Origin of the sequence: Desertibaculum subflavum (assembly GCA_003576705.1) — a bacterium.
Classification (GTDB): domain Bacteria; phylum Pseudomonadota; class Alphaproteobacteria; order Ferrovibrionales; family Ferrovibrionaceae; genus Desertibaculum; species Desertibaculum subflavum.
This window is the reverse complement of record QOZS01000032.1, coordinates 41825-64660: the sequence shown is the minus strand read 5'-3', so window position 1 is coordinate 64660 and position 22836 is coordinate 41825. Positions and strand designations below refer to the sequence as shown.

Here is a 22836-nt window from a genome sequence, read left to right as displayed (position 1 = left end):
CATGGGCCGCTACACCGAAGGGGTGACGCGCGGCTATGCCAACCTGATTCGGGACGACAACGACGCCACCGTGCGCTGGATCAACCTCATGCATCGCGAGCCGGAACCGCCGGCGGCCGAACTGGGCGAGGCGCTGCGCCGGTTTGCGCTGCGCGTCGCGGCGCCCTTCGGGCTCGGCGAGGGGCCGCGGCCGAAAGCGCTCGGGCCCGGGCTTCCGGCCGCCGTGGTCCGGGCGCTCGGCCTGCCGGTGCCGCCGGTCGACAGCCTGACGCTCGATTACGCGGTCGGGCCCTGGGACAACCATACCAAGGAATACGCACCGGCAATCCCCACCTACGAAGCGCATCTGGCGCCGGTACTGCCGGACAGCTTCTTCCGCAACAAGATCATCTTCATCGGCGCCGACCTGCCGGAGGTCGACCGTTATCGCACGCCGTTTGCGGCCGGCCTCGGCGTCGCCCGCGGCGTCATCCCCGGCGTCGCCATCCATGCCCACGCCGTGGCCCAGCTGATCGACGGGCGCCGGCTGCACGAGGCGACGCCGGCCGGCGAGGCCCTGATCATCGCCGTCGCCGTGCTGATCGGCGTGATGATCGCGGCCTACGACCTCAAGGTCGGCACCAAGCTTCTGCTCAGCGGCGCGGCGCTGGTGGTCATCTGGGCCGTCCTGTTCGGTGCCTATCCGCTGACCGGCTATCTGCTGCCGCTGGTCAGCCCGACGCTGGGCTTCGGGCTGGCGGTGATCGGCATCAGCTTCTACCAGCAGCGGCGGCACATGGAGGAGCGTGCCTTCATCCGCGGCGCGCTGTCGCGCTACGTTCCGGAAGGCGTGGTCAAGCAGCTGGAATCCGAGCCCTGGCGCCTGAAGCTCGGCGGCGAACGGCGCGAGCTCACCTATCTCTTCACCGATATCGCCGGCTTCACCAGCCTGTCGGAGCGGACCGAGCCGGCGGTTCTGGTCGCGGCTTTGAACGAGTATCTCGACGGTGCGACCAAGGTGGTGTTCGACCACAATGGATCGATCGACAAATATATCGGCGACGCCGTGGTGGCGGTGTTCGGCGCCTTCGACGACGGCGATCATCACGCGAAGGAGGCGGTGGCCTGTGCGCTGGCACTCGACCGCTTCGCCACGGAATTCGCCGCGCGCCAGAAGTCCGAGCGGGGCCTGGAATTCGGCGAGACCCGCATCGGCGTCAATTCGGGATTCGCCATCATCGGCAATTTCGGCGGCGAGCAGCAGTTCGACTACACGGCCATCGGCGATACGGTGAACACCGCCGCGCGGCTGGAAGGCGCCAACAAATATCTCGGCACCCGTGTCTGCATCGCCGGCACCACCGTCGAGCGGGCCGAAGGCTTCACCTTCCGCTCCATTGGCGCGTTGCAGGTCAAGGGCAGGAACGAGTTTCTCGACGTCTACGAACCCCTGGCGGCGGACGATCCCCGGCATAGCTATCTCGCCGAATACCAGATGATCCGCGGCGAACTCGGCAACGACGCGGCAGCAGCGCTCGCCGCCGTCGACGCCCTGCTCGAACACCCCGAGGCAGCGACGGACGGCCTGCTGCGCATGCATCGCGAGCGGCTGGCGGCGCTGCTCAATACGCCGCGACGGCGCAAATCCGACGGCACAATGCAGGACCGCTGGTTCGAAATTACCCTGACCGACAAGTAGCGGGCCTGTCGCGGAACTTCGCCCTTCCTACCCGAATTGTGATTCGCCGCGCTTGGCATACGGATTGCTAGGATATCGCCGGCAGGATGACGAAGGCCGCCAGGTCGGCCGGGCAGGACAGATGGACGAGATCGAGCGGTTTGCCGATTTGTCGGTCAAGCGCGGATGTGCCTTCGCGCTGCTTGCCATTACCACCGTGATGACCGGCCTCGCCGGCACGCCGCTGCTGGCGCTCAAATCCGGTGCCATCCTGCTGACCATGATGGTCGTGGTATTGGCTTTCCGGGCGCAACTCGCGCGCAGCCAGAGCTGCCGCCGCACCGAGGTCTGGATCATGCTGGGCCAACAGCGGCGGCCGCCCGAAGCGTTGGCCCAGCGCCTGATCAGCGAGGCGCTCCGCGCCACCTATTGGCGGTATGCCGAGATCTCGGCGGCTGGCGCCTTGCTGCTCTGGCTGATGGCGCTGGCCTTCTGGGTCGCGACAAAAGTTTGACGCCGTCGCCGGGGCAGCACCGCCAGCGACACCGCGCGCGCCCTGCCGTTCGTATCGATTAAAGAGTCAATTCAACGAGTTGCGCCCGGAACCGCGTCGGACAGCCGCGCCTTCGGTCGGCGATCGAAGGCGCGGGCCCGTGGCGAAAAGAAGCCGCGACGATCTCAGATCGCTTCCTTGAGCTCCTTGGCGGCGCGGAACGCCACCTTCTTGCTCGCCTTGATCTTGATGGCCTCACCGGTAGCCGGGTTGCGGCCCATGCGCGCGGCGCGCTTGCGGACCTGGAGCACGCCGAGCCCGACGATGCGAATGCGGTCGCCCTTCTTCAGGTGCTTGACCAGAAGACCGACCAAGTCGCCCATAACCGTCTCGGTCGACTTTTTCTGCATCCCGTGCTTCTCGGCGAGCGCCGCCGAGATGTGCTTCAGCGTCACGGTCGCAGGCGACGCCGTCTTCTTTGCTGCCATGCCTTGCCTCCCACGCCTTTAGGCGCGAATCGAGTGGAACGGCAGCGAGACGATCACAACGCAAGACTCTGCGCAAGAGTCGAAACAGCCCACTTCGTCCGATTTTATCGGCTCTTCTTGACATCGATGTCGTTTCCGGCCTTGCGGCAGAGGGGTTTCGCGCGGCATCGTCGGCATCATTTGTGGGAGGAAGCGACATGGCGTTCCAGGAAATCCTCTATGGCGTTGAAGAAGGTATCGCGACGATCACCCTCAACAGGCCCGACAAGCTCAACGCCTTCACCGAGACGATGCGCCGCGAGATGATCGAGGCCTTCGACAAGACGGACGACGACGACAATGTGCGCGTCGTCATCGTTACCGGCGCCGGGCGCGGCTTCTGCGCCGGCGCCGATCTCTCGCGCGGCGGCGACACCTTCGATGTGGAAAAGCGGCAGACCATCACCGGCGGCGCGCAGTCGGCGGGGCAGCACTGGCGCGATGGCGGCGGCACGTTGACCTTGCGCATCTTCGAGAGCCGGAAGCCGGTGATCGCGGCGGTGAACGGGCCGGCGGTTGGCGTCGGAGTCACCATGCAGCTGCCGATGGACATCCGCCTCGCCTCGACCGAAGCGCGGTTCGGCTTCGTCTTCGCCCGCCGCGGACTGGTGCCGGAAGCCTGTTCCAGCTGGTTCCTGCCGCGCGTGGTCGGCATCAGCCGGGCGATGGAATGGGTGGCGACGGGGCGCGTGTTCCCGGCCGCGGAAGCGCTGGAAGCGGGCCTGGTGCGCGACGTCGTCGCGCCCGACCAGCTGATGCCGCGCGCCAGGGCGCTGGCGCGCGAGATCGCCGACAACACCTCGGCCGTCTCGGTCGCGGTGTCGCGCCAGATGCTGTGGCGCATGCTCGGCGCCGACCATCCGATGGAGGCGCACAAGATCGACAGCCGCGGCATCGCCCAGCTCGGCAAGATGGCGGATGCGCGCGAAGGCGTGACCGCCTTCCTGGAAAAGCGCCCGGCGAAATTCCCGCTCAGCGCGGCGCGCGACCTGCCGCCCTTCGTACCGTGGTGGAAGGACCGTCCGTTCGAATGACGCGGAAGCGCGCAATTTTAGCCATCCGTTAAGCAAACGTTTGCCGGTCCCGGGGTATCTGGCGTCACCCCGGGGCCGGCAGGCGTCATGCGTATCCTGTTCATCCACCAGAACTTTCCTGGCCAGTACAAGCACGTGGCCGCGGCCTTCGCGGCCGACAAGGCGCATCAGGTGGTGGCGATCGGCCGCGACAACGCCAAGCCGCTCGCGGGCGTGCGGCTGGAGCGCTATGCCCGGCCGCGGGGTGCGCATGCCGGCACGCATCCCTTCGCGCGCCGCTATGACGACGGCGTGCAGCATGGCGAGCTGGTGGCGCGGCTGGTGGAGAAGCTGCAGCGCGAAGGCTTCGTGCCCGACGTCATCGCGGCGCATCCCGGCTGGGGCGAGGCGCTGTTCCTGAAGGACGTGCTGCCGCAGACGCCGCTGTTGAACTACTGCGAGTTTTATTACCGCGCCTTCGGCTCCGACGCGCATTTCGATCCGAGCGAGACGCCGACCGCGGAGCGCGTCATGCGTATCCGCGCCCTGAACGCGATGCATCTCCTGAGCCTGGAAGCCTGCGATGCCGGCATGAGCCCGACCGCCTGGCAGCGGGCGCAGTTCCCCGCCGCCTTCCATGACAAGATCGCTGTCGTGCACGACGGCATCGATACCGACCAGGTGGCGCCGAATCCGGATGCCAGGCTCGCCCTGCCGAATGGACGCGTTCTGACCCCGGCCGACGAGGTGGTGACCTATGTCGCGCGCAATTTCGAGCCGCATCGCGGCTTCCTGCAGGCGATGCGGGCGATCGCGATCCTGTGCAAGCGCCGGCCAAACGCGCAGTTCGTCATCGTCGGCGGCGACGAGGTGAGCTACGGCACCCAGCCGCCGGACGGCCAGACCTGGCGCGAGGTCGCGCTGAAGGAAGTGACGCTCGATCCGAACCGGGTCAGCTTCCTCGGCAAGCTCGCCTATGAGCACTATCTCAAGGTGCTGCAGGTTTCGTCGGCCCATATCTACCTGACGGTGCCCTTCGTCCTGTCCTGGTCGATGATCGAGGCGCTGGCAGCGGGTTGCGTCGTCATCGGTTCGACCACACCGCCGGTTCTGGAAGCGGTCGAGCCCGGCGTGACCGGCCTGCTCGCCGATTTCTTCCAGCCCGAGGCGGTGGCGGCGCAGGTCGAGCGGGCGCTGGACGACCGAGCGCTCGCCGCCACGATCCGCCGCAATGCGCGCGCGCTGGCGCTGGCCCGCTATTCGCTCGAGCACTGCCTGCCGATCCAGATCGGCCTGATCGAACGGCTGGCCGGCGGGGCCGCCGCGCCACCCCGCGCCCGTCGGAGAGCCGCGGGATGAGTGCTGTGCCGCGCCCCGTGCTGCCCAACGCCGCCTTCCAGCACGCCGCCGACGCCGTCGACACCTCCCGCGAGCGCCTGATGGGCCGGCATGCCGCCGGCGAGGGCCTGCTCAGGGCCTATGTGCGCCATGCCGGCGCCGACCGCTTTCTGTGCCAGGCGCCCGACCGCGCCGGCTTCGAGGATTTCGCCCGGCGCGTGCAGGGTTTCGACGAGCGCCGCCGCGAATGCCAATGGCTGCCGGCCGACCAGCCGGACAAGCTGCGCGGGCCCGGCATCCTGCAGCTCTACGGGCCCGAGCTCGCCGAGCCGGCGTTTCTGCGCCGCCACGGCGACCAGCGCGGCCACAGCATCGTCGGCCTGACCCACACGCTGTCCAGCCACGGCGCGATGGACCATGTCAGCGCGCTGGCGACGGCGCCGGTCCAGGCCTGGGACGCGCTGATCTGCACCTCGGCGACCGCGAAGACGGTTGTGACCCGCCTGCTCGACAACTGGCGCGACTATCTGAAGGAGCGCACCGGCGCGCGGCCGCCATTGGAGATCGAGCTGCCGGTCATCCCGCTCGGCGTCGATTGCGACGGCTTCGCCACCGGCGCGGCGCGCGCGGCGCAGCGGCAGGCCTGGCGCAGCAAGCTCGGCGTCGCGGACGGCGATATCGCGGTGCTGTTCTTCGGCCGGCTCAGCTTTCACGCCAAGGCGCATCCGGTCGCCATGTACAGCGCGGTGGAACGCGCCGCGCGCAAGGCGAAAGGCAAGGTGCATCTGATCCAAGCGGGCTGGTTCGCCAATGACGGCATCGCCAAGCAGCTCCGCGACGGCGCCGACGCCTTCGCGCCGTCGGTCAACGCGATCTTCCTGGACGGCCGCAAGCCCGACATCCGCCGCGAGATCTGGGCGGCGGCGGATGTGTTCTGCTCGCTCTCGGACAACATCCAGGAGACCTTCGGCCTGACCCCGGTGGAAGCCATGGCGGCGGGCCTGCCCTCGGTGGTGAGCAACTGGGACGGCTACCGCGACACCCTGCGCGACGGCGCCGACGGCTTCAGCGTGCCAACCGTGATGGCGCCGGCCGGCACCGGCGAGGGCATCGCGCTGCGCTACCAGGCCGGCATCGACAGCTATGACCGGCATATCGGGGTGGCGAGCCAGTTTGCCGCTGTCGATGTCACCGCCGCGGCCGCGGCGTTCGAGCGGCTGTTTGCGGATCCGAATCTGCGCGCCGCCATGGGCGCTTCGGCGCGAACGCGCGCCGAGGCGGAGTTCGACTGGCCGAAGGTGATCCGCCGCTATCAGGAGCTCTGGGCGGCGCTGGCGCGTCGCCGCGTACAGGCGTCGGAGACCGCGGCACGCCCGGCCGGGGCGCCGGCGCATCCACTGCGCGACGATCCGTTTGCCGTGTTCGCCGCCTATCCGAGCCTCGCCTTCGATCGTGATCTGGTGCTGAGCCCGGCGCCCGACGCCTCGCTGGAGCGCGTCACGCGGCTCCGCGCCACCTCGATGAACGATGTCGCGGCCGACGAGCAGCCGCCGCAGGAGCATGTGGAAGTGATCTTCCGCACCCTGAAGGAATACGGGCCCGCGCGGGCCGGCGACCTGGTGCAGCTTTTCCCCGAAGCGCGCCAAGCCGGGGTCGCCCGCGGCCTGGTCTGGCTCGCCAAGTTCGATCTGCTGCGCTTCGCGCCGCCCGCCTGACCGCTCACGCGGCGGCGCGCTCGGCGATCACCTGGAAGGTGCCGGTGGCGCGCAGTGCCGGCCTGCCATCGGCCAGCACGAGGCCGGTGGCGCAGGCGAGGCTCTTGCCGACGCGGTCGATCGCGCCTTCGGCCTGCAGCCATTGCCCGAGCCGGGCCGGCGCCAGATAGCTGAGATTCAAACCGGCAGTGACGAGGTTGAGCCGCGGCGCGGCCGACAAGGCGCAAAGCCGGCCGAGATGCACGTCGGCCAGCATGGCCAGCAGCGCGCCGTGGCAGAAGCCCTTGGCGTTGACGTGGCGCTGATCCACGCGCAGGCCCAGGCGATAGTCGGGGCCGGCACCGCTCTCAAAGATCGGCCCGATCAGGTCGAGCAGCGCGCTCGACCGCTGCGAGGACGTGAATCCGGCTGGAATGTCCGCTGCCGCACTGGTCATCTTCGTTCTCCAGATATATAGACCAGTCATCATAATTTGATTCGGCTGCGAGTCACGCAGGAGGCGTTGATGCGGACACCCACCGGCGCCCGGGAGCGGCTGGTCGATACGGCGATGCGGCTGTTCGGGCGGCGCGGCTATGCCGCGATCGGCCTGAACGAGATCGTCGACAAGAGCGGCGCGCCGAAAGGCTCGCTCTATCACTATTTCCCGGACGGCAAGGAGGCGCTGGCGGTCGAGGCGCTGGCGCGCGGCTCGGCTTTGTTCCTTGCCACGCTCGACGAAGCGCTGGGCAGCAGCCGCAGCGCCGCCGAAGCCGTCCGCCGCATCGGCGCCACGCTCGCCGGCTGGATGGAAGACTCGAAATTCCGCGACGGGTCGCCGGCGACCACCGTGACGGTCGAGATGGCGGCGATCTCGCCGGCGATCCGCGCCGAGGCGGCGGCCGGCTTCGCCGCCTGGCAGGCCCGTATCGCGGCGGCGCTGATGCGCGACGGCGTGCCGGCGGCGAGAGCGCGCGAGCTGGCGCTGTTGACCGTCGCCTCGCTCGAAGGCGCCATGGTGCTGGCCCGGGCCGAGGCCTCGGCGCGACCGATCCGCGGCGTGACGCGGATGCTGGCGGAGCGGCTGGAGACGGCGGTCAACCCGGCCGGCGCGCCAGCGCCAGCGAAACCCCGAGCCCGCACAGCACAGCGCCCGAGGCGCGCCGCAGCCGGGCGATGATCCAGGGCCGCATTTCCAGCATGCGGCGCAGATGGCCGGCCGCCTGCGCCACCAGGATGTCGACCGCGGTATTGAGCGCGACCGAGATCAGGCCCATGAGGACGAATTGCGCCGCCACCGGCCCCGCCGGATCGACGAATTGCGGGATGAAGGCGAGGAAGAAGGCGGCCGTCTTCGGGTTCAGCGCCTCCACCACGATGCCCTCGCCGAAGGCGCGGCGCGCGCCGGTCGACGCCGCGATCACCGGCCCGATCGGCCCCCCGGCCTGGCGCCAGGTGCGGATGCCGAGCCAGAGGAGATAGGCGGCGCCGGCGAGCTTGAGCGCCGTGAAGGCCTCGGCGCTGGCCAGCATCAGCGCGGAGACGCCGACAGCGCCGGCAACCACATGCACGAGGCCGCCGAGCGCCGTGCCCAAGCTCGACGCGATGCCTTCGCCGCGCCCGCCGGCCAAGCTGCGCGCGGCGACGTAGAAAATTCCAGGCCCGGGCGACAGCGCGACCAGCAGCGCGGCACCGAGGAAGAGGGCGAAGCCCAGCGGATCGAACACGGATCAGATGCCTCCGAGCGGGAACGTGGTGTTCGTCTGCCAGCGACCCGTGCGGTTGTCGAGCAGCGAGACCTCCGTCGCGGAGGCTTCGATCGGCAATCGCTCATGCGCCGCGTCGGCGAACCCGGCCGCGACACGGTTCAGCGTCGCGGCATCGGCGATCTGTGCCACCGTCAGGTGCGGCGCGATATCGGCGTGCTGTGCGCCATAGGGCGGCGTCTTGGGAAATCGGTGCCAGATGGCGAAAGTGAGCTGTCGAAACGGCTCCGCCGGCTCCGGCGCCAAATAGAGGACGCTGTCACCGAGGCGGCGTGCCGCGGTCAGCGCAAAGTCGAACGGCATGATCGGCGCGAACAGCGCGCGCAGCGCGTCGAGGGCGGTCGCGTCGATCTGGTCCGGCGCCGCAAACGGATAGAGCAGTGTGACATGCGCCGGCACGCCCTCGGCGGCCGACGGGTCATGCCGCGCCCGAAAGCTGCCGACCAGCGGCTCCGCCTCGGGCACCAGAATGACCAGCGCGGATTCCGCCATGCCGTCAGGCTCCGCGCAAGGCGCGCCAGATCTTCTCAGGCGTCGCCGGCATGTCGATATGGGCGATGCCGAGGGCGTCGCAGATGGCAGAGATCGCGCAGGGCGGCGCGCCGATGGTGCCGCATTCGCCGACGCCTTTGGCGCCCGAGGGATTGTTCTTCGTTGGGGTCGGCAGGCGTTCCAGCACGAAGGGCCCGAGATCGTCGGCGCGCGGCAAGGCGTAGTCGGTGAACGAACCGGTCAGCAGCTGGCCGCTGTCGCCGTCATAGACCACGCCTTCGAGCAGGGCCTGGCCGATGCCCTGCACGATGCCGCCGACCACCTGGCCGTCGACCAGCCTGGGCGTGATCTCGCGGCCGAAATCGTCGACGCTGACATAGCGCTCCAAGGTGATCCGGCCGGTTTCCGGGTCGACCTCCACCTCACAGACCTGCACGCCGTTCGGCCAGGAGAGGTGGCTCCATTCGAACAGCGCATCGGCGGCAAGGCCGCCCGCTTTGCGCGCCGCGTCGTAGAGATGGATGCGCCGGTCGGTGCCGGCGATGCGGTACTCGCCCGCTGCGAACACGACATCGCCGGGCGCGGCCTCCAGCGCCTCCGCCGCGACGGCGCGGCCCTTGTCGATCAAGGTGGCGGAGGCCTTGGCGAGCGCGCTGGCGCCGAGCAAGAGGGAGGAAGAGCCCCCGGTGCCGCCGCCACGGTCGAGCGCGTCGCTGTCGCCCTGGATCAGGGCCACATCCGCCGCCGCGATGCCGAGCGCCTCGGCGACCACGGCGGCAAAGGCGGTGGCATGGCCCTGGCCCTGCGATTGCGTGCCGCTCCTGGCGGTGACGCGGCCCTGCGTGTCGATCTCCACCACGCCGCGCTCGGAGGGATCGCCGCCGGTACCGTGCACATAGGCCGCGAGGCCGAAGCCGCGCCGTCGCCCGCGCGCGGCCGAAGCCGCGCGGCGCGCAGCGAAGCCGGCGCGATCGGCGAGCGTCAGCGCGCGGTCGAGCGGCGCGGCGAAATCGCCGGAATCGTAGACCACGCCGAACATGTTGGTCCAAGGCAGGTCGGAGGGCCGCAGCATGTTGCGGCGGCGGATCTCGGCACGGTCGAGGCCGAGCTCGGCCGCGGCGATGTCGAGCAGCCGCTCCAGCAGGTATTGCGCCTCCGGCTTCCCGGCGCCGCGATAGGCGTCGACAGGCACCGTGTTGGTGAACAACACCCGCACATCGAGCGATGCCGCCGGCACCTTGTAGGGACCGGTCAGCACCTTGGCGAAGCCGAGCGTGGGAATCGCCGGCGCATAGGACGAGAGATAGGCCCCGGCATCGGCGAGGCTCCGCGCGCGATAGGCGAGGATGCGGCCATCGGCATCCAGCGCGAGCTCGCCCTCGCTGACATGCGCGCGGGCATGGGTGTCGCTGAGGAAGGCCTCCGCACGCTCGGACGTCCAGTGCACCGGTCGGCCGAGCTTGCGCGCCGCCCACAGCACCAGGGCCTGCTCCGGATAGGCCTGGAACTTCATGCCGAATCCGCCGCCCACATCCGGCGTCAGCACGCGAAGCCGATCGGCAGCGACGCCCAGCGCGTCGCACAGGATCTTGCGCAGGAAGTGCACGCCCTGGCTGGTAGTGGTCAGCGTATAGCGGTTGCCGGCCGGATCGAACTGGCCGAGCGCGTTACGCGCCTCCAGCGAGCTCACCACGAGGCGGTTGTTGACCACCCGCAGGCTGACCGTGCGCGCCGCGCCGGCAAAGGCGGCATCGACCGCCGCGACGTCGCCCTTGGCATAGGTGACGCAGAGATTGCCCGGCGCCTGGTCCCAGACCTGTGGCGCGTCCGGGGCGGCCGCGGCTTCGGCATCGACCACGGCCGGCAGCGGGTCGTAGTCGATCTCGATCGCCTCCGCCGCATCGCGCGCCTGCTCGACCGTCTCCGCGACCACGAAGGCAACGGCGTCGCCGACATGGCGCACACGGCCGACCGCCAGCGGCATGCGCGGCGGGTCGACATAATCGCTCCGGTCCGGCTTCGCCACGGTGGCCGGGCAGCGGATCGGGCGGATGCCGTCGCCCGCCTGGTCGACGCCGGTCAGCACGGCCAGCACGCCCGGCATGGCCTTAGCGGCCGCGGTGTCGATGCTTCGGATCTCGGCATGCGCATGCGGCGAGCGCAGCACGAAGCCGCGGCCTGCGCCGGCCGGCACGATGTCGTCGGTGAACCGGCCAGCGCCGGTGACGAAGCGGAAATCTTCCAGGCGGATCATGGGCGAAAGGTTACCGGAACATCACCACGGACGCAGGACTCCTTTTGACCCGCCGCGTGCCCCGACCCATATTCAGGCCATGGCCATTCTGAAGATCGCCCGCATGGGCCACCCGGTGCTGATGAAGCCGGCGGAGCCCGTCGCCGACCCGGGCGCGCCGGAGATCGTGCAGCTGGTGCGCGACATGATCGACACGCTGGAGGATATCGGCGGCCGCGGCCTGGCGGCGCCGCAGGTGCATGTCGGCAAGCGCCTGGTCATCTTCCATGCCGAGCAGGTGACGGCGACGCCCGATATCTTGATCAACCCGGTGATCGAGCCGCTGGGCGATGAAATGGCACTCGGCTGGGAAGGCTGTCTCTCGGTGCCGGGCCTGCGCGGGGTGGTGCCGCGCTGGCGCCGCATCCGCTATTCCGGCCTCGACTTCGACGGCCGCAAGGTCGAGCGCGAGGCCGAGGACATGCATGCCCGCGTGGTGCAGCACGAATGCGACCATCTCGACGGCGTGCTGTATCCCCAGCGCATGCCTGATCTCCGCTATCTGATCTTCGAGACCGAGGCGAAGCACCATCTCGGCCAGATCGTATTGCCGGAGGATGTCGACTGATGCCCGAGCAAGCCGAGCACCTGCTCGCCGAGAAGCGCGCCATCCTGGCGGCGGCGCTGCCCGATGTGCCGTTCGACGGCTGGAGCGAATCCACCCTGCTGCGCGCGACCGAGGCGGCCGGCTTCGAGCGCAGCATGGCCATGCGCGCCTTTCCCGGCGGCGCCGTCGACCTGATCGAGTTTCATGTCGCCGAGGCCGACCGCGCCATGCTGGAAGCGCTGGCGGCCCAGGATCTCGCCAACCTGAAGCTGCGCGAGAAGGTGGCGCTCGCCATCCGCCTGCGGCTCGAGCACCTGGCGCCGCATCGCGAGGCGGTGCGCAAGGCGGTCGGCGCCATGACCTTGCCGCACCGCGCACCGCTGGCGCTGCGCCAGCTGCATCGCACGGTGGATGCGATCTGGCATGCGGTGGGCGATGTCTCTACCGATTTCAGCTGGTACACGAAGCGCTTCCTGCTGGCCGGCGTCTACTCGACGACCCTGCTGTTCTGGCTCGACGACCGCTCGCCCGGCCAGGAGGCGAGCTGGGCCTTCCTCGACCGCCGCCTCGCCGACATCATGCGCATCCAGGGCGCCCGCAGCCGGGTCGAAAAGCTGGCCGAGCGCCTGCCGGACCCATTCCGCCTCCTGCGCCGCACCCGCGGCGCATAAGTCTATCGCGCCTGGACCAGCGGGAAATCGGCGCCGAGGGTGAAGGCGCTGACTTCCTGCGCCTCCTTCAGATAGCGGCGCGACAGCGGCGGCAGGTTGCGGCCGACGAAGCCGGTCAGCTCGTGCGCCGTCACCAGGTTCGCCTGCGCCAGGGCGGCCCGGCCATCCAGTCCCGACAAGGTGACATAGGTGAAGACGCCGTGGCCGAGCGCATGCAGCTCGGCCGCCGACTGGTCCCAGCGCGTCGCCGCCAGCACGGTGATGCCGGCACTCTTCGATAGGTCGCGGAACAGGCGGCGGTGGAAATCCTGCCGTTCCTCGAAGGCGATCAGGCCGCCGCCGGAATAGCAGGCATCGATGGCGAGCAGCACGCGCTGTGCCGGCGACCCGACCAGCGCCGCCTCCAGATCGGTCGCCTTCAGCGCATGCGGCGCATATTGCCGGACATCCCGCAGGTACGGCACGTCGTAGGGCAGGAACAGCCAGTCCTCCTCGGTGGCGACGCCATGGCCGGCGAGGTAGACGACGACGATGTCTTCCGGTCGAGCGCCTTTCAGCCGCGCGAGCTCGTCCAGTATTCCCTTGCGCGTCGCCTGGCGGTCCGCCAGTCGCCGCACTTCCACACGGTCGACCAGCGCCCGCGCACCGGCGGTCAGCCGCGAGGTCACCGCGTCGGCGTCGCGCACGCTGTAATCCAGCTTCAGCTCGGGCGCCGCGTAGGTGCTGATGCCGATCGAGATCAGGTGCAGGGTGCCGCGCCGCGTCTCGCCCTTGGCGACGAAGGTCTCGCGCGGCGAGGCGCCTTCGACATCCCATTTGCCGGCGCCGACCGCGCGCAAGGTGTTGATGCCGGGCACCGGCGTCACGCGGTAGGCCTGGACGCGGAGCGTGCGGCCGCCCTGCTTCACTTCCTGCTGCTGGATCAGCGCGCCGGGATCGACCAGCTTGCCGTTGTGGTAGAGGCGGAGATCGCCGATGCCGCCGCCCATATCCTCGGCCACGACCAGCGGCGCGATCTCCTTGCCGGCCTCGACCTCGCGGCTTTCGATCTCGAGCTCCACCTTCGGCGGGGCCGAGACGCCCTTCTCCGGCTCGCCCGGCAGCTTGGCGAGCTTGGCGGATTGCTCGGCGTAGTAGAGCGCGAGCAGGCCCGGTTCGAAGAACCGCTTGGCGAACCGGTCCAATGTCAGGTCGAAGCCCTTGGCCGACCAGGAAATCGATTCCATGCCGGTCTGCGAGCCATCGAACCGGCCCTGCACGTCGATCACCGTCCAGCCGGCGGTGGTGGAGACGAGCTGCACGATCGGGCGCGCCTGTTTCACATCCCACAGCCGCACGATGCCGGAGGCCTCGCCGGCCAGCAGGAACTTGGCGCCCTGGCCGATCTTCGCCCCGACGATCCTGGCGCCGTCGAACTTCGCCTCCGCGCGGATGGTACCGCTCGCCAGGTCGACCAGGATCAGCCGGTCGTCGCCGCGGCGCAGCAGGGCGGTCGACGTCGACGGATCGATGTCGGCCACGGCATCGCCGGAACGCGTTCCCGCAAGTTGCTGGCCGCCGCGGGCGAGCAAGCCCTTGTCACCGCCGACGAGCCAGGACCGACCGGCCGGATCGTAGGCCAACGACGTGACCGGCGCGCCGAAGGCGAAACCCGGGCGCAAGGTTCCGGTGACGGCATCGACCAATGTCACTTTGCCAGCGGCGTCGCCGACGGCCAGCTCGTCGCCCGGCCCGATGGCAAGGGCGGTTGGCGGCGCACCGGCATTGGCGAGCTTGCGCGGTGGGCCGGCTTCCGGTGCCCACAGGCTCAGCGCGCCGTCGGTACCCAGCAACGCCAGGCGGTCGCCCTTCGGCCACCATGCCAGGGCCGTCGCCGGGGCACCGAGCGCGGCCGACGCCAGTTCCCGGCCGTCCCAGGCATCCACGACCCGGACTTTTCCGGAGCGCTCCGCCACCGCCAGCCGGGTGCCGTCGGCCGACAGCGCCACCGCCACGACCCCGGACGAAGCGGCGATCGGCGGGCGCTGCACGCCGAGTTCGAGATCCCAGAGGCGAACGGTGTTGTCGGACAGCACCACGGCCAAAGTCCGGCCATCCGCCGCCAAGGTCATCCACTGCACGGCGCCGGGCAGATTCCGATAGGCGAGCTTGGGATAGATGATGCCGCGGGCGACATTGGCGCTGATCGCCTCGCTGATGCTGCGGCTGATGTTCCCGGTGACGCCGCCCTGGGCCAGGGCGAGCGGAATCTGGGCGACCGCGACCATCCCGACAGCAAGACAGGCGACCAGGCTCTTCATGCCGGGATAACGAGGTGTTGCCCGGATATCACGGCGCCGAGCGACCATTTTCCCAACCCGATCAGTCAATTGACAAAAGTAATCCGCGCTCATCTTATCGCCCGCAACATTGACATTTCAAACACGCGGTCGGTGGGGCCATCCATGAGCAAGGTGTTGTCGCGTCTCGCGCTGGCGGCGGGCGTCGCCGGTGCAACCCTGGTCGCGGCGGCAGGCACTCCCGCTTTCGCCGCCGACGCGGTGGACGAGACGGTCAAGCAGACCAGCCGCCAGATCGCCGATGCCATCGCCCGCCGGCTCGGCACCCAGGTGCAGCAATCCACCATCGCCGCAGCCACCGTCGGCGGCGGCCGCGGCGCCGATCAGGCCTCGGGCTCGGTCTGGTTCACCACCAGCTATCACGATATCGACACCGTGGTGAAAGGCGGACCGGACGGCGATCTCGACGTCTACGAGGCGATCATCGGCGGCGACCTGAAGCTCGACCGCTTCGTGGTCGGCGGCTCGGCCTCGCTCGGCCATGCCGTCGCCGACGGCCTTTCGGCCACGTCGGGCGGCGCCATTTCGCCACAGAGCATCAACGTCGATACCTACACCATTTCGCCCTACGTCTCGTATCTGCTGACCGACCATCTCTATCCGCTGGCCATCGCCGGCTACAGCTTCAGCGACATCAGCGATTCCCGGGTCAGTGCCGACACGTTGTTCAGCGACCTGTCGATGAACTACGGCAACGTGGTCGAGAGCTGGGTGATCCGCGCCAAGACCGGGTGGCGTTTCAATCACACCAACCTGCGCAACACCGGCTCCAGCAGCGACGACACGACGAACACCCATTTCCTGTATGTCGGCGCACTGGCCGGTTACATGATCGCCGAGTTCGTTCCCTACGTCATGGCGCAGTACGAATACGACGCCACCCACCAGGACCCGGGTGTCAACACCGATCGCCACTATCTCTACCTGACCCTGGGCGTGGACGTGCAGCCGACTCAGAGCGTGTCGTTCGGCGTGGCCATGCAGGTCGAGACGATCAACGACGATTCCAACAACGTCGGCGCCATTCTGAACGCCCGCTTCCGGTTCTGACCGGTAGCGCCCTAGCGCGGCACGATCGGCGCGAGATCGGCAACCCCGACCGGGCCCAGATAGAGCCGGCCGTCCTGCGCCGAGATCGGCAGCTTCACTGTCGGCCGGCCATTGCTGTCGGGCTTGGCGAGGGCGGTGAGCGCGAACTTGGCGTTGCGCGCGAGCTTCGGCTTCAGCAGCCCCGCTTCGGCATAGGCATCGAGTGTCGGGCCGAAGCCGCGCAGCTCGGTTGCCAGCGCAAAGAGCGGCCGGAGCTCGCGGTCGATGGCGACCGTACCGCTGCCGTCGGCGTCGAGCGGTCCCCAGCGCAGCTCGAACCTGTCCAGGTTGACGACGCCGCCGGCCGCGCGCCAGGCCTCCAGCGCCTCGGCGCGGCGGGAGGGCGGCGGCAGCGGCGGCGGCAAGGTCGCGTTGATGCGGAGCAAGGCCAGCGCATTCCCGAGCGGCGTGTTGGCCGCCGGCGGCAGGGCGGCATTGTCGATCTGCAGCGCCAGGCTGAGGCTGTCATCCGGCCGCTGCTCGGTCTCGCCGTGATTGGCGCGGCTGTGCAGCTGCGCACGGTCGGCGCTGCTGGTGCCGGTCGCGCTGTCGACGACGACCGGCCTGGCGATGTCGAGCGCGCCCTGTTCCAGACGCCCGGTACCCGAAAAGATCCCGCTGGCCAGCGCGCGCTCGGCGGTGACGCCGGCACGGCGCACCGTATCGCCCTCGACCCATTCGAGCTGGTGGCTCGGGCCAAGATTGACGATGACGTGGGTGAGATTCCAGGGCTGCAGGTAGACGACCACCTGGCCGGCCGCCTGCCAGCGCCAGTGGCCCGGCTTGGCGATGGTCGGCTGCGCCACCGTCACCTGCATGCGCGCGGGAAAGCCGCCGATGCGACGCCCGGCATCGGCGATCTCGTAGCCCTCGGCCTGGCGCGCCTCGACCCAGGCGGCGACCTCCTGCTCGACCCGCCCCTGCAGCCAGAACCAGTAGCCCGTCCAGCCGGCGATGCCGGCGACGATCACAGCGATGATGACGAGATACGGGATCCGGAGCCGCATCGCCCCTCGATACGCATTGGTCGCGACCGCAGCAAGGGGCATCGAGACGCCGCTAGGATGACGCCATGAAACCGCTGTTCCGCATCGTCGCCCTGCTCGTCCTGCTCACGCTGGTCAGCCAGTTCTTCCGCGTCGCCTATGGCGCCATCGCGCCGGACCTGCTGCGCGATCTCGGCCTGTCGGCCACCTCGTTATCGCTCGCCGGCGGCGCGTTCTTCCTTGGCCTCGGCCTGGCCCAGGTGCCGGTCGGCATGGCTTTCGACCGGATCGGCGTGCGGCGCACCGTCGCGGCGCTGACGATTGTCGCGGTGATCGGCGCCATCGGCAATGCCCTGGCGCGCGACGCGGCGGAGCTGATCGCCGCGCGGCTGGTCATCGGCATCGGCTGCGGCGGCAGTTTCATGGGCGCTGTCGTGCTGACCGCGCGCTGGGCCCCGGCGGACCGCTATGCGCTGGTGCTGTCCTGGGTTTTTGCGCTGTCCAATCTCGGCACCTTGATGGCCGGCACGCCGCTGGCGCTGTTGACGGAAGCGGTCGGCTGGCGCAACTCATTCCTGGTGATCGCGGCGATCTCGGGCGTGGTCGGAGTGATCTTCTATCTCGGCGCCCGCGACGCGCCGCCTGGCGCGGCGCCGCTGCCGGCGTCGCGCGAGACCCTGGGCGAGATCCTGCGCGGCCTCGGCTCGGTGCTCGGTGCGCGCGGGCTCGGTCAGACCTTCGCCATCCACTCGGTCGCCTATGCGGCCATCGTGACCCTGCTCGGCCTATGGGCCGGCCCCTATCTGCAGCATGTGCATGGGCTCGACACCATCGCCCGCGGCAACGTGATCCTCGCGATGGCGGTCGGCCAGATCGCCGGCATCTTCGCCTATGGACCGCTCGACCGCCTGATCGGCCGGCGCAAGCCGATCATCATCGCCGGCGCGGTCGCGGCGGCGGGTGCCTTGGTCGCGCTCGCCTTCCTGCCGGCGGATCTGCGCTTCGGTTCCTATGCGCTGCTGATCGCTTTCTGCCTGATCGGCGCCTACAGCGTGGTCATCGTCGCGCATGGCCGCAGCCTGTTTCCGCCGTCCCTGCTCGGACGCGGCGTCACCACCGTCAACTTGGCGCAGGTCGCCGGCGCCTTCGCACTGCCCTATCTGTCCGGCCTGATCGTGCAGTGGATATCGCCGGACGGCGCGCCTTATCCGGTCGAGGCCTATCGGGCGGTGTTCCTGCTGCTTGCGCTGTCGCTGGTGGTGGGCGCGGCGATCTTCGCGCTGGGCCCCGATTCCGGGCCGCGCTTCGCCGCGGTTCAGACGGCGAAATCCTCGTCGGCATAGCCCTGCAGGTAAAGCAGCGCCGTCAGGTCGCCGTGCTCGATCCGCACCTGTGCCGCCGCCGCGACCTTGGGCTTGGCACGGAAGGCGACGCCGAGCCCCGCGGCCTGCAGCATCGGCAGATCGTTGGCGCCGTCGCCGACGGCCAGCGTCTCCGCCGGATCGAGGCCCCGCTCGCGCGTCAGCTGCTGCAGGGTCGCGAGCTTGGCGGAGGAATCCAGGATCGGTTCCGCCACCTTGCCGGTCAGGCGGCCCGCTTCGATGAGCAGCGTGTTGGCGCTGTCCTGGTCGAAGCCGGCCGCCTCGCGCACGCGCGCAGTGAAATAGGTGAAGCCGCCGGACACCAGCGCCGCATAGGCGCCGTGCTTGCGCATCGTCCCGACCAGCGCGCGCGCGCCGGGCGTCAGATGCACGCGCTCGCCATAAGCCCGCGCCAGCGCGCTTTCGTCGAGCCCGGTCAGCATGCCGACGCGCTCGCGCAAAGCCGCCTTGAAGTCGAGCTCGCCCCGCATGGCGCGCTCGGTGATGGCGGCGATCTTCGGCTTCAGCCCGGCGAAATCGGCGAGCTCGTCCAGGCACTCGACGGTGATGATGGTGGAATCCATGTCGGCCACCAGCAGCCGCTTGCGGCGCTGCGCGGCCGGCACGATGGCGATGTCGATCGGCGCGTCCTCGAAGGCGTCGCGCAACAACGCCTCGTCGACGAAGTCGGCGCAGGCGATCTCGACCGCGCGTTCGCGCGACAGCCAGCGCGGCGCTCCCGCGGCGTCGCCCAGCACCTCGGCGGCCAAGGCGACATCCGCCGCTTCCAGAGGGCGGTCTTCCGGATCGGCGATAAGGACGAGGACGTGCTGCATGTCAGCGCCGCTCTAGCCGGAGCGGCGGGCCAGCGCAATCGCGCCGTTTACTCCGCCGCCGTTCACTCCGCCGCGGCTTGCACCATTTCCTGTGGCCGGGCATTGCCGAGGCCGAGCCAGGTGCGGAAGAAACGCTCGCACCATTTCTCCATCATCGGCTCGTACCGGTCGCGCAGGCGGAGCTGCTTGTCGCGCGCCTGGGCGCCGGGCAGCACCATCCGGTGCCGGGCGCGGGCCGTCCAGCGCTCCATCATCTGGCCGGTCACGTCGGGGTGGAACTGCACGCCATAGGCGTTGTCGCCGACCTGGAAGGCCTGGTGCGGGAACCATTCGGTGGCGGCGAGATGGGTGCCGCAGCCCGGCATGTCGAAGCCCTCGCCGTGCCACTGATAGACATGGAAGCCCGGTTCGAACAGGTGGCGGCCGGCCTCGGTCGGCGTCAGCTCGTAATAGCCGATCTCATGCCAGCCATCTGGATGCGGCGCGACCTTGGAGCCATAGGCGCGGGCCAGCATCTGGGCACCGAGGCAGATGCCGAGGAACGGCTTGCCGGCCGAGACGGTGCGCTCGATCAGGCGGATCTCGTTCCGGATGAAGTCCAGATGGTCGTCATTGGCGCTCATCGGCCCGCCGAAGATGACGACGCCGGCATGGCCGTCGAGGTCCCCGGGCAGGGGATCGCCGCAGGCATGGCGCCGGAGATCGCAGTCGTAGCCCAACTGCTCGAGATGCTGCCGCACCCGGCCGGGATCCGACATCTCCTGGTGAACGACGAGAAGAACTTTCTGGTTGCTCATCGAGCAAATCTTATGGCGATGCCGGTTAAGATACTGATGATTCAGTTCGGCGCAATACGCACGAAATCGCGGCGGAATTCAGAACGGCTTCACGATGACGAGAAGGACGATTCCGATCATCAGCACGGTCGGTACTTCGTTGGCGATGCGGAAAACCTTCTCGGAGAGAGTATTCGCGTCGGCCGCGAAATGTCTTCGCCAGCGGGCATAGGCGGCATGGATCAGTTGCATGCCGAGCAGAAGCAACAGCTTGCCGTGAAACCAGCCGCTGCCCCAGTGATCGCCTAGGAAGGCCAGCCAGAGGCCCAGCGCCCAGGCGGCGATCATCGCCGGATCGATGATGGCGCGGAGCAGGCGGCGCTCCATCACCTTGAAGGTTTCCGATTGCGGGGAGCCCGGCGCCGCCTGGCAGTGATAGACGTAAAGCCGCGGCAGATACAGCATGCCGGCCATCCAGGCGATCACCGCGATCAGGTGGAACGCCTTGATCCATAAGTAATATTCAGCGCCGATCATGGCCTAGCCCGGAACCGGGCAACGGCCGCAGGCGGTCGGGCAGAAGCGCCGGCCGCCATACGGGGCGACCCCCGGCCGCCCGAGCGCCTCGCGCACGAGGCCGGCGAGGCCGGCAATGAAATCGGGCGCGACGCCGGCGGTGGGCACCCGCAGATAAAGCGGCACGCCTTCCTCCTCGGCACGGTGCCGGTACTCGATGTCGAGCTCGACCAGCGTCTCGGAATGCTCCGACACGAAGGCGATCGGCGCCACCACCAGGGCCGTCTTGTCGCGGCCGGCGCGGTCGATTTCGGCATCGGTCGATGGCCCGATCCATTCCAGCGGCCCGACCCGGCTCTGGTAGGAGACCAGCCAGTCGAGGCCCGGCCGCGCCAGCCGGGCCACGATGGCAGCCGCGGTGCGCTCGACCAGATGCGGATAGGGGTCGCCGTCGTCGACGATGCGCTTCGGCAGGCCATGGGCGGAGAACAGCACCCGCACCGGCATGCCGGGCGGCACCTGGTCCAGCGCGGCGCCAATGGCCTCGGCCTGCGTGGCGACGAATCCCGGCTCGCCCGGGTAGCAGCAGATCGTGTGCTGTGGCAGGTGACCGATCCCCACCGCCTTGGCCGCCCGGTGCCAGTCGCTGAGCGACGATGCCGTCGTAGTGGTAGAGAATTGCGGATAGAGCGGCAGCAGCACGATGCGGTCGGGCCGGAAGGCGGCGACGCGCGCGGCGGCATCGGCGGCGAAGGGCCGCCAGTAACGCATGGCGATCACAACCTCCGCCTCGCCGCCCAGCGCCGCTTTCAGCGCCGCCGCCTGCGCTTCGGTCTGCGGCAGGATCGGCGAGCGGCCGCCGAGCTTGCGATAGATCTCGCGCGCGATCGGCGCCCGGCGCCCGGCGATCAGCCGCGCCAGCAACCCGCGCACGAGGCCCGGCACGCGCAGGATGGCAGGGTCGGAGAACAGGTTCACCAGGAACGGCTTGACCGCATCCAGGCTGTCCGGCCCGCCGAGATTGAACAGTACGACGGCGGTGCGGCTCACCGGCGGAGCTCCGTGACCAGCGCAGCGACATGTTCGGGCGGCGTGTCCGGCACCAGGCCGTGGCCGAGATTGAACACGTGCGCGCCGCCGGCGAGGCCGGCACGGATGCGCCGCACCTCGGCCGGCAGAGCCGGCCCGCCAGCGACCACGAGCTGCGGGTCGAGATTGCCCTGCACGCAGGCCTGCGGCTGGATCCAGGCCGCCGCCCAGCCGACGGGAACCGTCTGATCGATGGCGACCGCATCCACGCCCGTCGCCGCCGCATAGCCCTGATAGAGCTGGCCGGCACCCCGCGGAAACGCGATCACAGGCACGCCGGGATGATGCTGCGCCAATGCGGCGCGGATCCTGCACACCGGCTCGACGCACCAGCGGCGGAACTCCTCTTCGGGCAGCAGGCCGGCCCAGCTGTCGAACAGCTGCACCGCGTCGGCCCCGGCCTCGATCTGCCCGCACAGATACTCGATCGTGGCTTCCGTCAGACGGTCGATCAGCGCGGCGAAGCTTTCCGGGTCGCGCCAAGCCCAGCGCCGCGGCGCGGCGAATTCCGCGCTGCCGCGGCCTTGCACCATGTAGCAGGCCAAGGTCCAAGGCGCGCCGGCAAACCCGATTAGCGCCACTTCGCGTGGAAGCTTCGCGCGCACGCCGGCCACCGTCTCGAAGACCGGCGCGAGCACGCGCCGCACACCAGCGATATCGAGGCGCTTCACCGCCTCGCCGTCGGTCAACGGCTCCAGCACCGGCCCTTCGCCGTCGCGGTAGTCGAGCGCGCGGCCGAGGCCCAATGCCGGCAGCGGCAGATCGGCGAACAGAATGGCCGCGTCCATGCCGAAGCGATCGACCGGCTGCAGCGTCGCCTCGATCGCCAGCTTGGGCGTCAGGCAGAAATCCAGAAAGCCGCGGGCCTTCGCCCGCGTCGCGCGATAGTCCGGCAGATACCGCCCAGCCTGGCGCATCAGCCAGACTGGCACCGGATCGACACGTTCGCCTTTCAATGTGCGAATGAGAGGGGATGCGTTCACAGCGCCTGCCTTTCCTACTTCCTTAAAGAGTCTCTCTAGAAAGAGAAAGGTGGTGGTGGTGGTAGGAGGGGTGGGAATCGGGGATTACCGTCACGGTTCTACGCTCCACAGCGTCATGTGGATGAGATGCCGCTGCAGCTTCGGCTGTGCGTTGCTCTCAGCTGTTCGTTCTGCAAGAGGTCGAACCGACGTCTCTGGATAGCGTGGATTGCGTGGATGAGATGCGCCGGTAGGTATGGCGGAAGCGCTTGTCCCCGGTCGGCGGGATGGCTGCAGATTCTATCCCCCGGCCGGCGACCGAGCGGATAGAATCATCGACAGGGTTGAGCGAACCCGCGCGAGCGGCTAACCCAGCGCATATTCCGCCTTC

At 69.3% G+C, this 22836-nt stretch carries 22 protein-coding genes; 10 read left to right on the top strand and 12 right to left on the bottom strand.

What is annotated here, in order from left to right; all coding sequences use genetic code 11:
* Nucleotides 1–1678 (top strand): adenylate/guanylate cyclase domain-containing protein (locus DT074_RS17245; RefSeq protein ID WP_119421096.1); only part of this gene is annotated, 1678 nt, incomplete at its 5' end.
* A gap of 121 nt (nucleotides 1679–1799) precedes the next feature.
* Nucleotides 1800–2171, top strand: a complete 372-nt coding sequence (locus DT074_RS17240) for a hypothetical protein (protein WP_119421095.1) — start codon at nucleotides 1800–1802, stop codon at nucleotides 2169–2171.
* A 164-nt stretch (nucleotides 2172–2335) separates the two neighbouring features.
* Here DT074_RS17240 and DT074_RS17235 read toward each other — a convergent pair whose 3' ends face one another.
* Nucleotides 2336–2638, bottom strand: coding sequence for an HU family DNA-binding protein (locus tag DT074_RS17235; RefSeq protein ID WP_119421094.1), 303 nt, complete (start codon nucleotides 2636–2638; stop codon nucleotides 2336–2338).
* A 197-nt stretch (nucleotides 2639–2835) separates the two neighbouring features.
* Between DT074_RS17235 and DT074_RS17230 the strand changes: the two genes are divergently transcribed.
* From DT074_RS17230 to DT074_RS17220, 3 genes are all read left to right on the top strand, one after another.
* Nucleotides 2836–3711, top strand: a complete 876-nt coding sequence (locus DT074_RS17230) for a crotonase/enoyl-CoA hydratase family protein (protein WP_119421093.1) — start codon at nucleotides 2836–2838, stop codon at nucleotides 3709–3711.
* A gap of 87 nt (nucleotides 3712–3798) precedes the next feature.
* A complete protein-coding gene (locus DT074_RS17225) occupies nucleotides 3799–5049 on the top strand; it encodes a glycosyltransferase family 4 protein (RefSeq protein WP_119421092.1) in 1251 nt (416 codons plus the stop codon).
* A complete protein-coding gene (locus tag DT074_RS17220; protein ID WP_119421091.1) occupies nucleotides 5046–6743 on the top strand; it encodes a glycosyltransferase family 4 protein in 1698 nt (565 codons plus the stop codon). The genes DT074_RS17225 and DT074_RS17220 overlap by 4 nt, the downstream gene beginning before the upstream one ends.
* A gap of 4 nt (nucleotides 6744–6747) precedes the next feature.
* Here DT074_RS17220 and DT074_RS17215 read toward each other — a convergent pair whose 3' ends face one another.
* Complete coding sequence (locus DT074_RS17215) at nucleotides 6748–7179, bottom strand: PaaI family thioesterase (protein ID WP_162914967.1); 432 nt, start codon at nucleotides 7177–7179, stop codon at nucleotides 6748–6750.
* 69 nt (nucleotides 7180–7248) lie between these two features.
* Here DT074_RS17215 and DT074_RS17210 point away from each other — a divergent pair, with 69 nt between their 5' ends.
* The gene (locus DT074_RS17210) at nucleotides 7249–7902 is read left to right on the top strand and encodes a TetR/AcrR family transcriptional regulator (protein ID WP_119421089.1); all 654 of its coding nucleotides are present in this window, start codon (nucleotides 7249–7251) and stop codon (nucleotides 7900–7902) included.
* Here DT074_RS17210 and DT074_RS17205 read toward each other — a convergent pair.
* Genes DT074_RS17205 through DT074_RS17195 form a run of 3 tightly spaced genes read right to left on the bottom strand, consistent with a single transcriptional unit; the run spans nucleotide 7820 to nucleotide 11234 of the window.
* Complete coding sequence (locus DT074_RS17205; protein ID WP_119421088.1) at nucleotides 7820–8449, bottom strand: LysE family translocator; 630 nt, start codon at nucleotides 8447–8449, stop codon at nucleotides 7820–7822. The two genes, DT074_RS17210 and DT074_RS17205, sit on opposite strands and share 83 nt — an antisense overlap.
* 3 nt (nucleotides 8450–8452) lie before the next feature.
* Complete coding sequence (locus tag DT074_RS17200) at nucleotides 8453–8980, bottom strand: 2'-5' RNA ligase family protein (protein WP_119421087.1); 528 nt, start codon at nucleotides 8978–8980, stop codon at nucleotides 8453–8455.
* A 4-nt stretch (nucleotides 8981–8984) separates the two neighbouring features.
* Entirely contained in the window at nucleotides 8985–11234 is a 2250-nt protein-coding gene (locus DT074_RS17195) for a xanthine dehydrogenase family protein molybdopterin-binding subunit (RefSeq protein ID WP_119421086.1), read from the bottom strand.
* Between the two features lie 79 nt (nucleotides 11235–11313).
* On the opposite strand from DT074_RS17195, the gene def reads away from it, so the two are divergent.
* Nucleotides 11314–11841 carry a peptide deformylase gene (gene def / locus DT074_RS17190; RefSeq protein WP_119421085.1) on the top strand — a complete coding sequence of 176 codons (528 nt, stop codon included), beginning with the start codon at nucleotides 11314–11316 and terminating at the stop codon, nucleotides 11839–11841.
* Entirely contained in the window at nucleotides 11841–12491 is a 651-nt protein-coding gene (locus tag DT074_RS17185) for a COQ9 family protein (protein ID WP_119421084.1), read from the top strand. Before def ends, DT074_RS17185 begins: the two co-directional genes overlap by 1 nt.
* 2 nt (nucleotides 12492–12493) lie before the next feature.
* Here DT074_RS17185 and DT074_RS17180 read toward each other — a convergent pair whose 3' ends face one another.
* Complete coding sequence (locus DT074_RS17180; protein ID WP_119421083.1) at nucleotides 12494–14791, bottom strand: caspase family protein; 2298 nt, start codon at nucleotides 14789–14791, stop codon at nucleotides 12494–12496.
* A 144-nt stretch (nucleotides 14792–14935) separates the two neighbouring features.
* Between DT074_RS17180 and DT074_RS17175 the strand changes: the two genes are divergently transcribed.
* Nucleotides 14936–15880, top strand: a complete 945-nt coding sequence (locus DT074_RS17175; protein ID WP_119421082.1) for an autotransporter outer membrane beta-barrel domain-containing protein — start codon at nucleotides 14936–14938, stop codon at nucleotides 15878–15880.
* An 11-nt stretch (nucleotides 15881–15891) separates the two neighbouring features.
* Here DT074_RS17175 and DT074_RS17170 read toward each other — a convergent pair whose 3' ends face one another.
* Entirely contained in the window at nucleotides 15892–16926 is a 1035-nt protein-coding gene (locus tag DT074_RS17170; RefSeq protein ID WP_162914966.1) for a DUF2125 domain-containing protein, read from the bottom strand.
* A 65-nt stretch (nucleotides 16927–16991) separates the two neighbouring features.
* Here DT074_RS17170 and DT074_RS17165 point away from each other — a divergent pair, with 65 nt between their 5' ends.
* Nucleotides 16992–18248, top strand: coding sequence for an MFS transporter (locus DT074_RS17165; protein WP_119421080.1), 1257 nt, complete (start codon nucleotides 16992–16994; stop codon nucleotides 18246–18248).
* Here the strand turns inward: DT074_RS17165 and serB are convergent.
* From serB to hemE, 5 genes are all read right to left on the bottom strand, one after another.
* A complete protein-coding gene (serB, locus tag DT074_RS17160) occupies nucleotides 18221–19102 on the bottom strand; it encodes a phosphoserine phosphatase SerB (RefSeq protein ID WP_119421079.1) in 882 nt (293 codons plus the stop codon). The two genes, DT074_RS17165 and serB, sit on opposite strands and share 28 nt — an antisense overlap.
* Nucleotides 19103–19164: 62 nt before the next feature.
* Entirely contained in the window at nucleotides 19165–19899 is a 735-nt protein-coding gene (locus DT074_RS17155) for a glutamine amidotransferase-related protein (RefSeq protein WP_119421078.1), read from the bottom strand.
* 78 nt (nucleotides 19900–19977) lie between these two features.
* Nucleotides 19978–20415 (bottom strand): protoporphyrinogen oxidase HemJ, encoded by a 438-nt coding sequence (gene hemJ / locus DT074_RS17150; protein WP_119421077.1) that lies wholly within the window; start codon nucleotides 20413–20415, stop codon nucleotides 19978–19980.
* Between the two features lie 3 nt (nucleotides 20416–20418).
* Entirely contained in the window at nucleotides 20419–21444 is a 1026-nt protein-coding gene (gene hemH / locus DT074_RS17145) for a ferrochelatase (protein WP_119421076.1), read from the bottom strand.
* The gene (hemE, locus tag DT074_RS17140) at nucleotides 21441–22400 is read right to left on the bottom strand and encodes a uroporphyrinogen decarboxylase (protein ID WP_438503691.1); all 960 of its coding nucleotides are present in this window, start codon (nucleotides 22398–22400) and stop codon (nucleotides 21441–21443) included. Before hemE ends, hemH begins: the two co-directional genes overlap by 4 nt.
* Nucleotides 22401–22836: the final 436 nt, after the last annotated feature.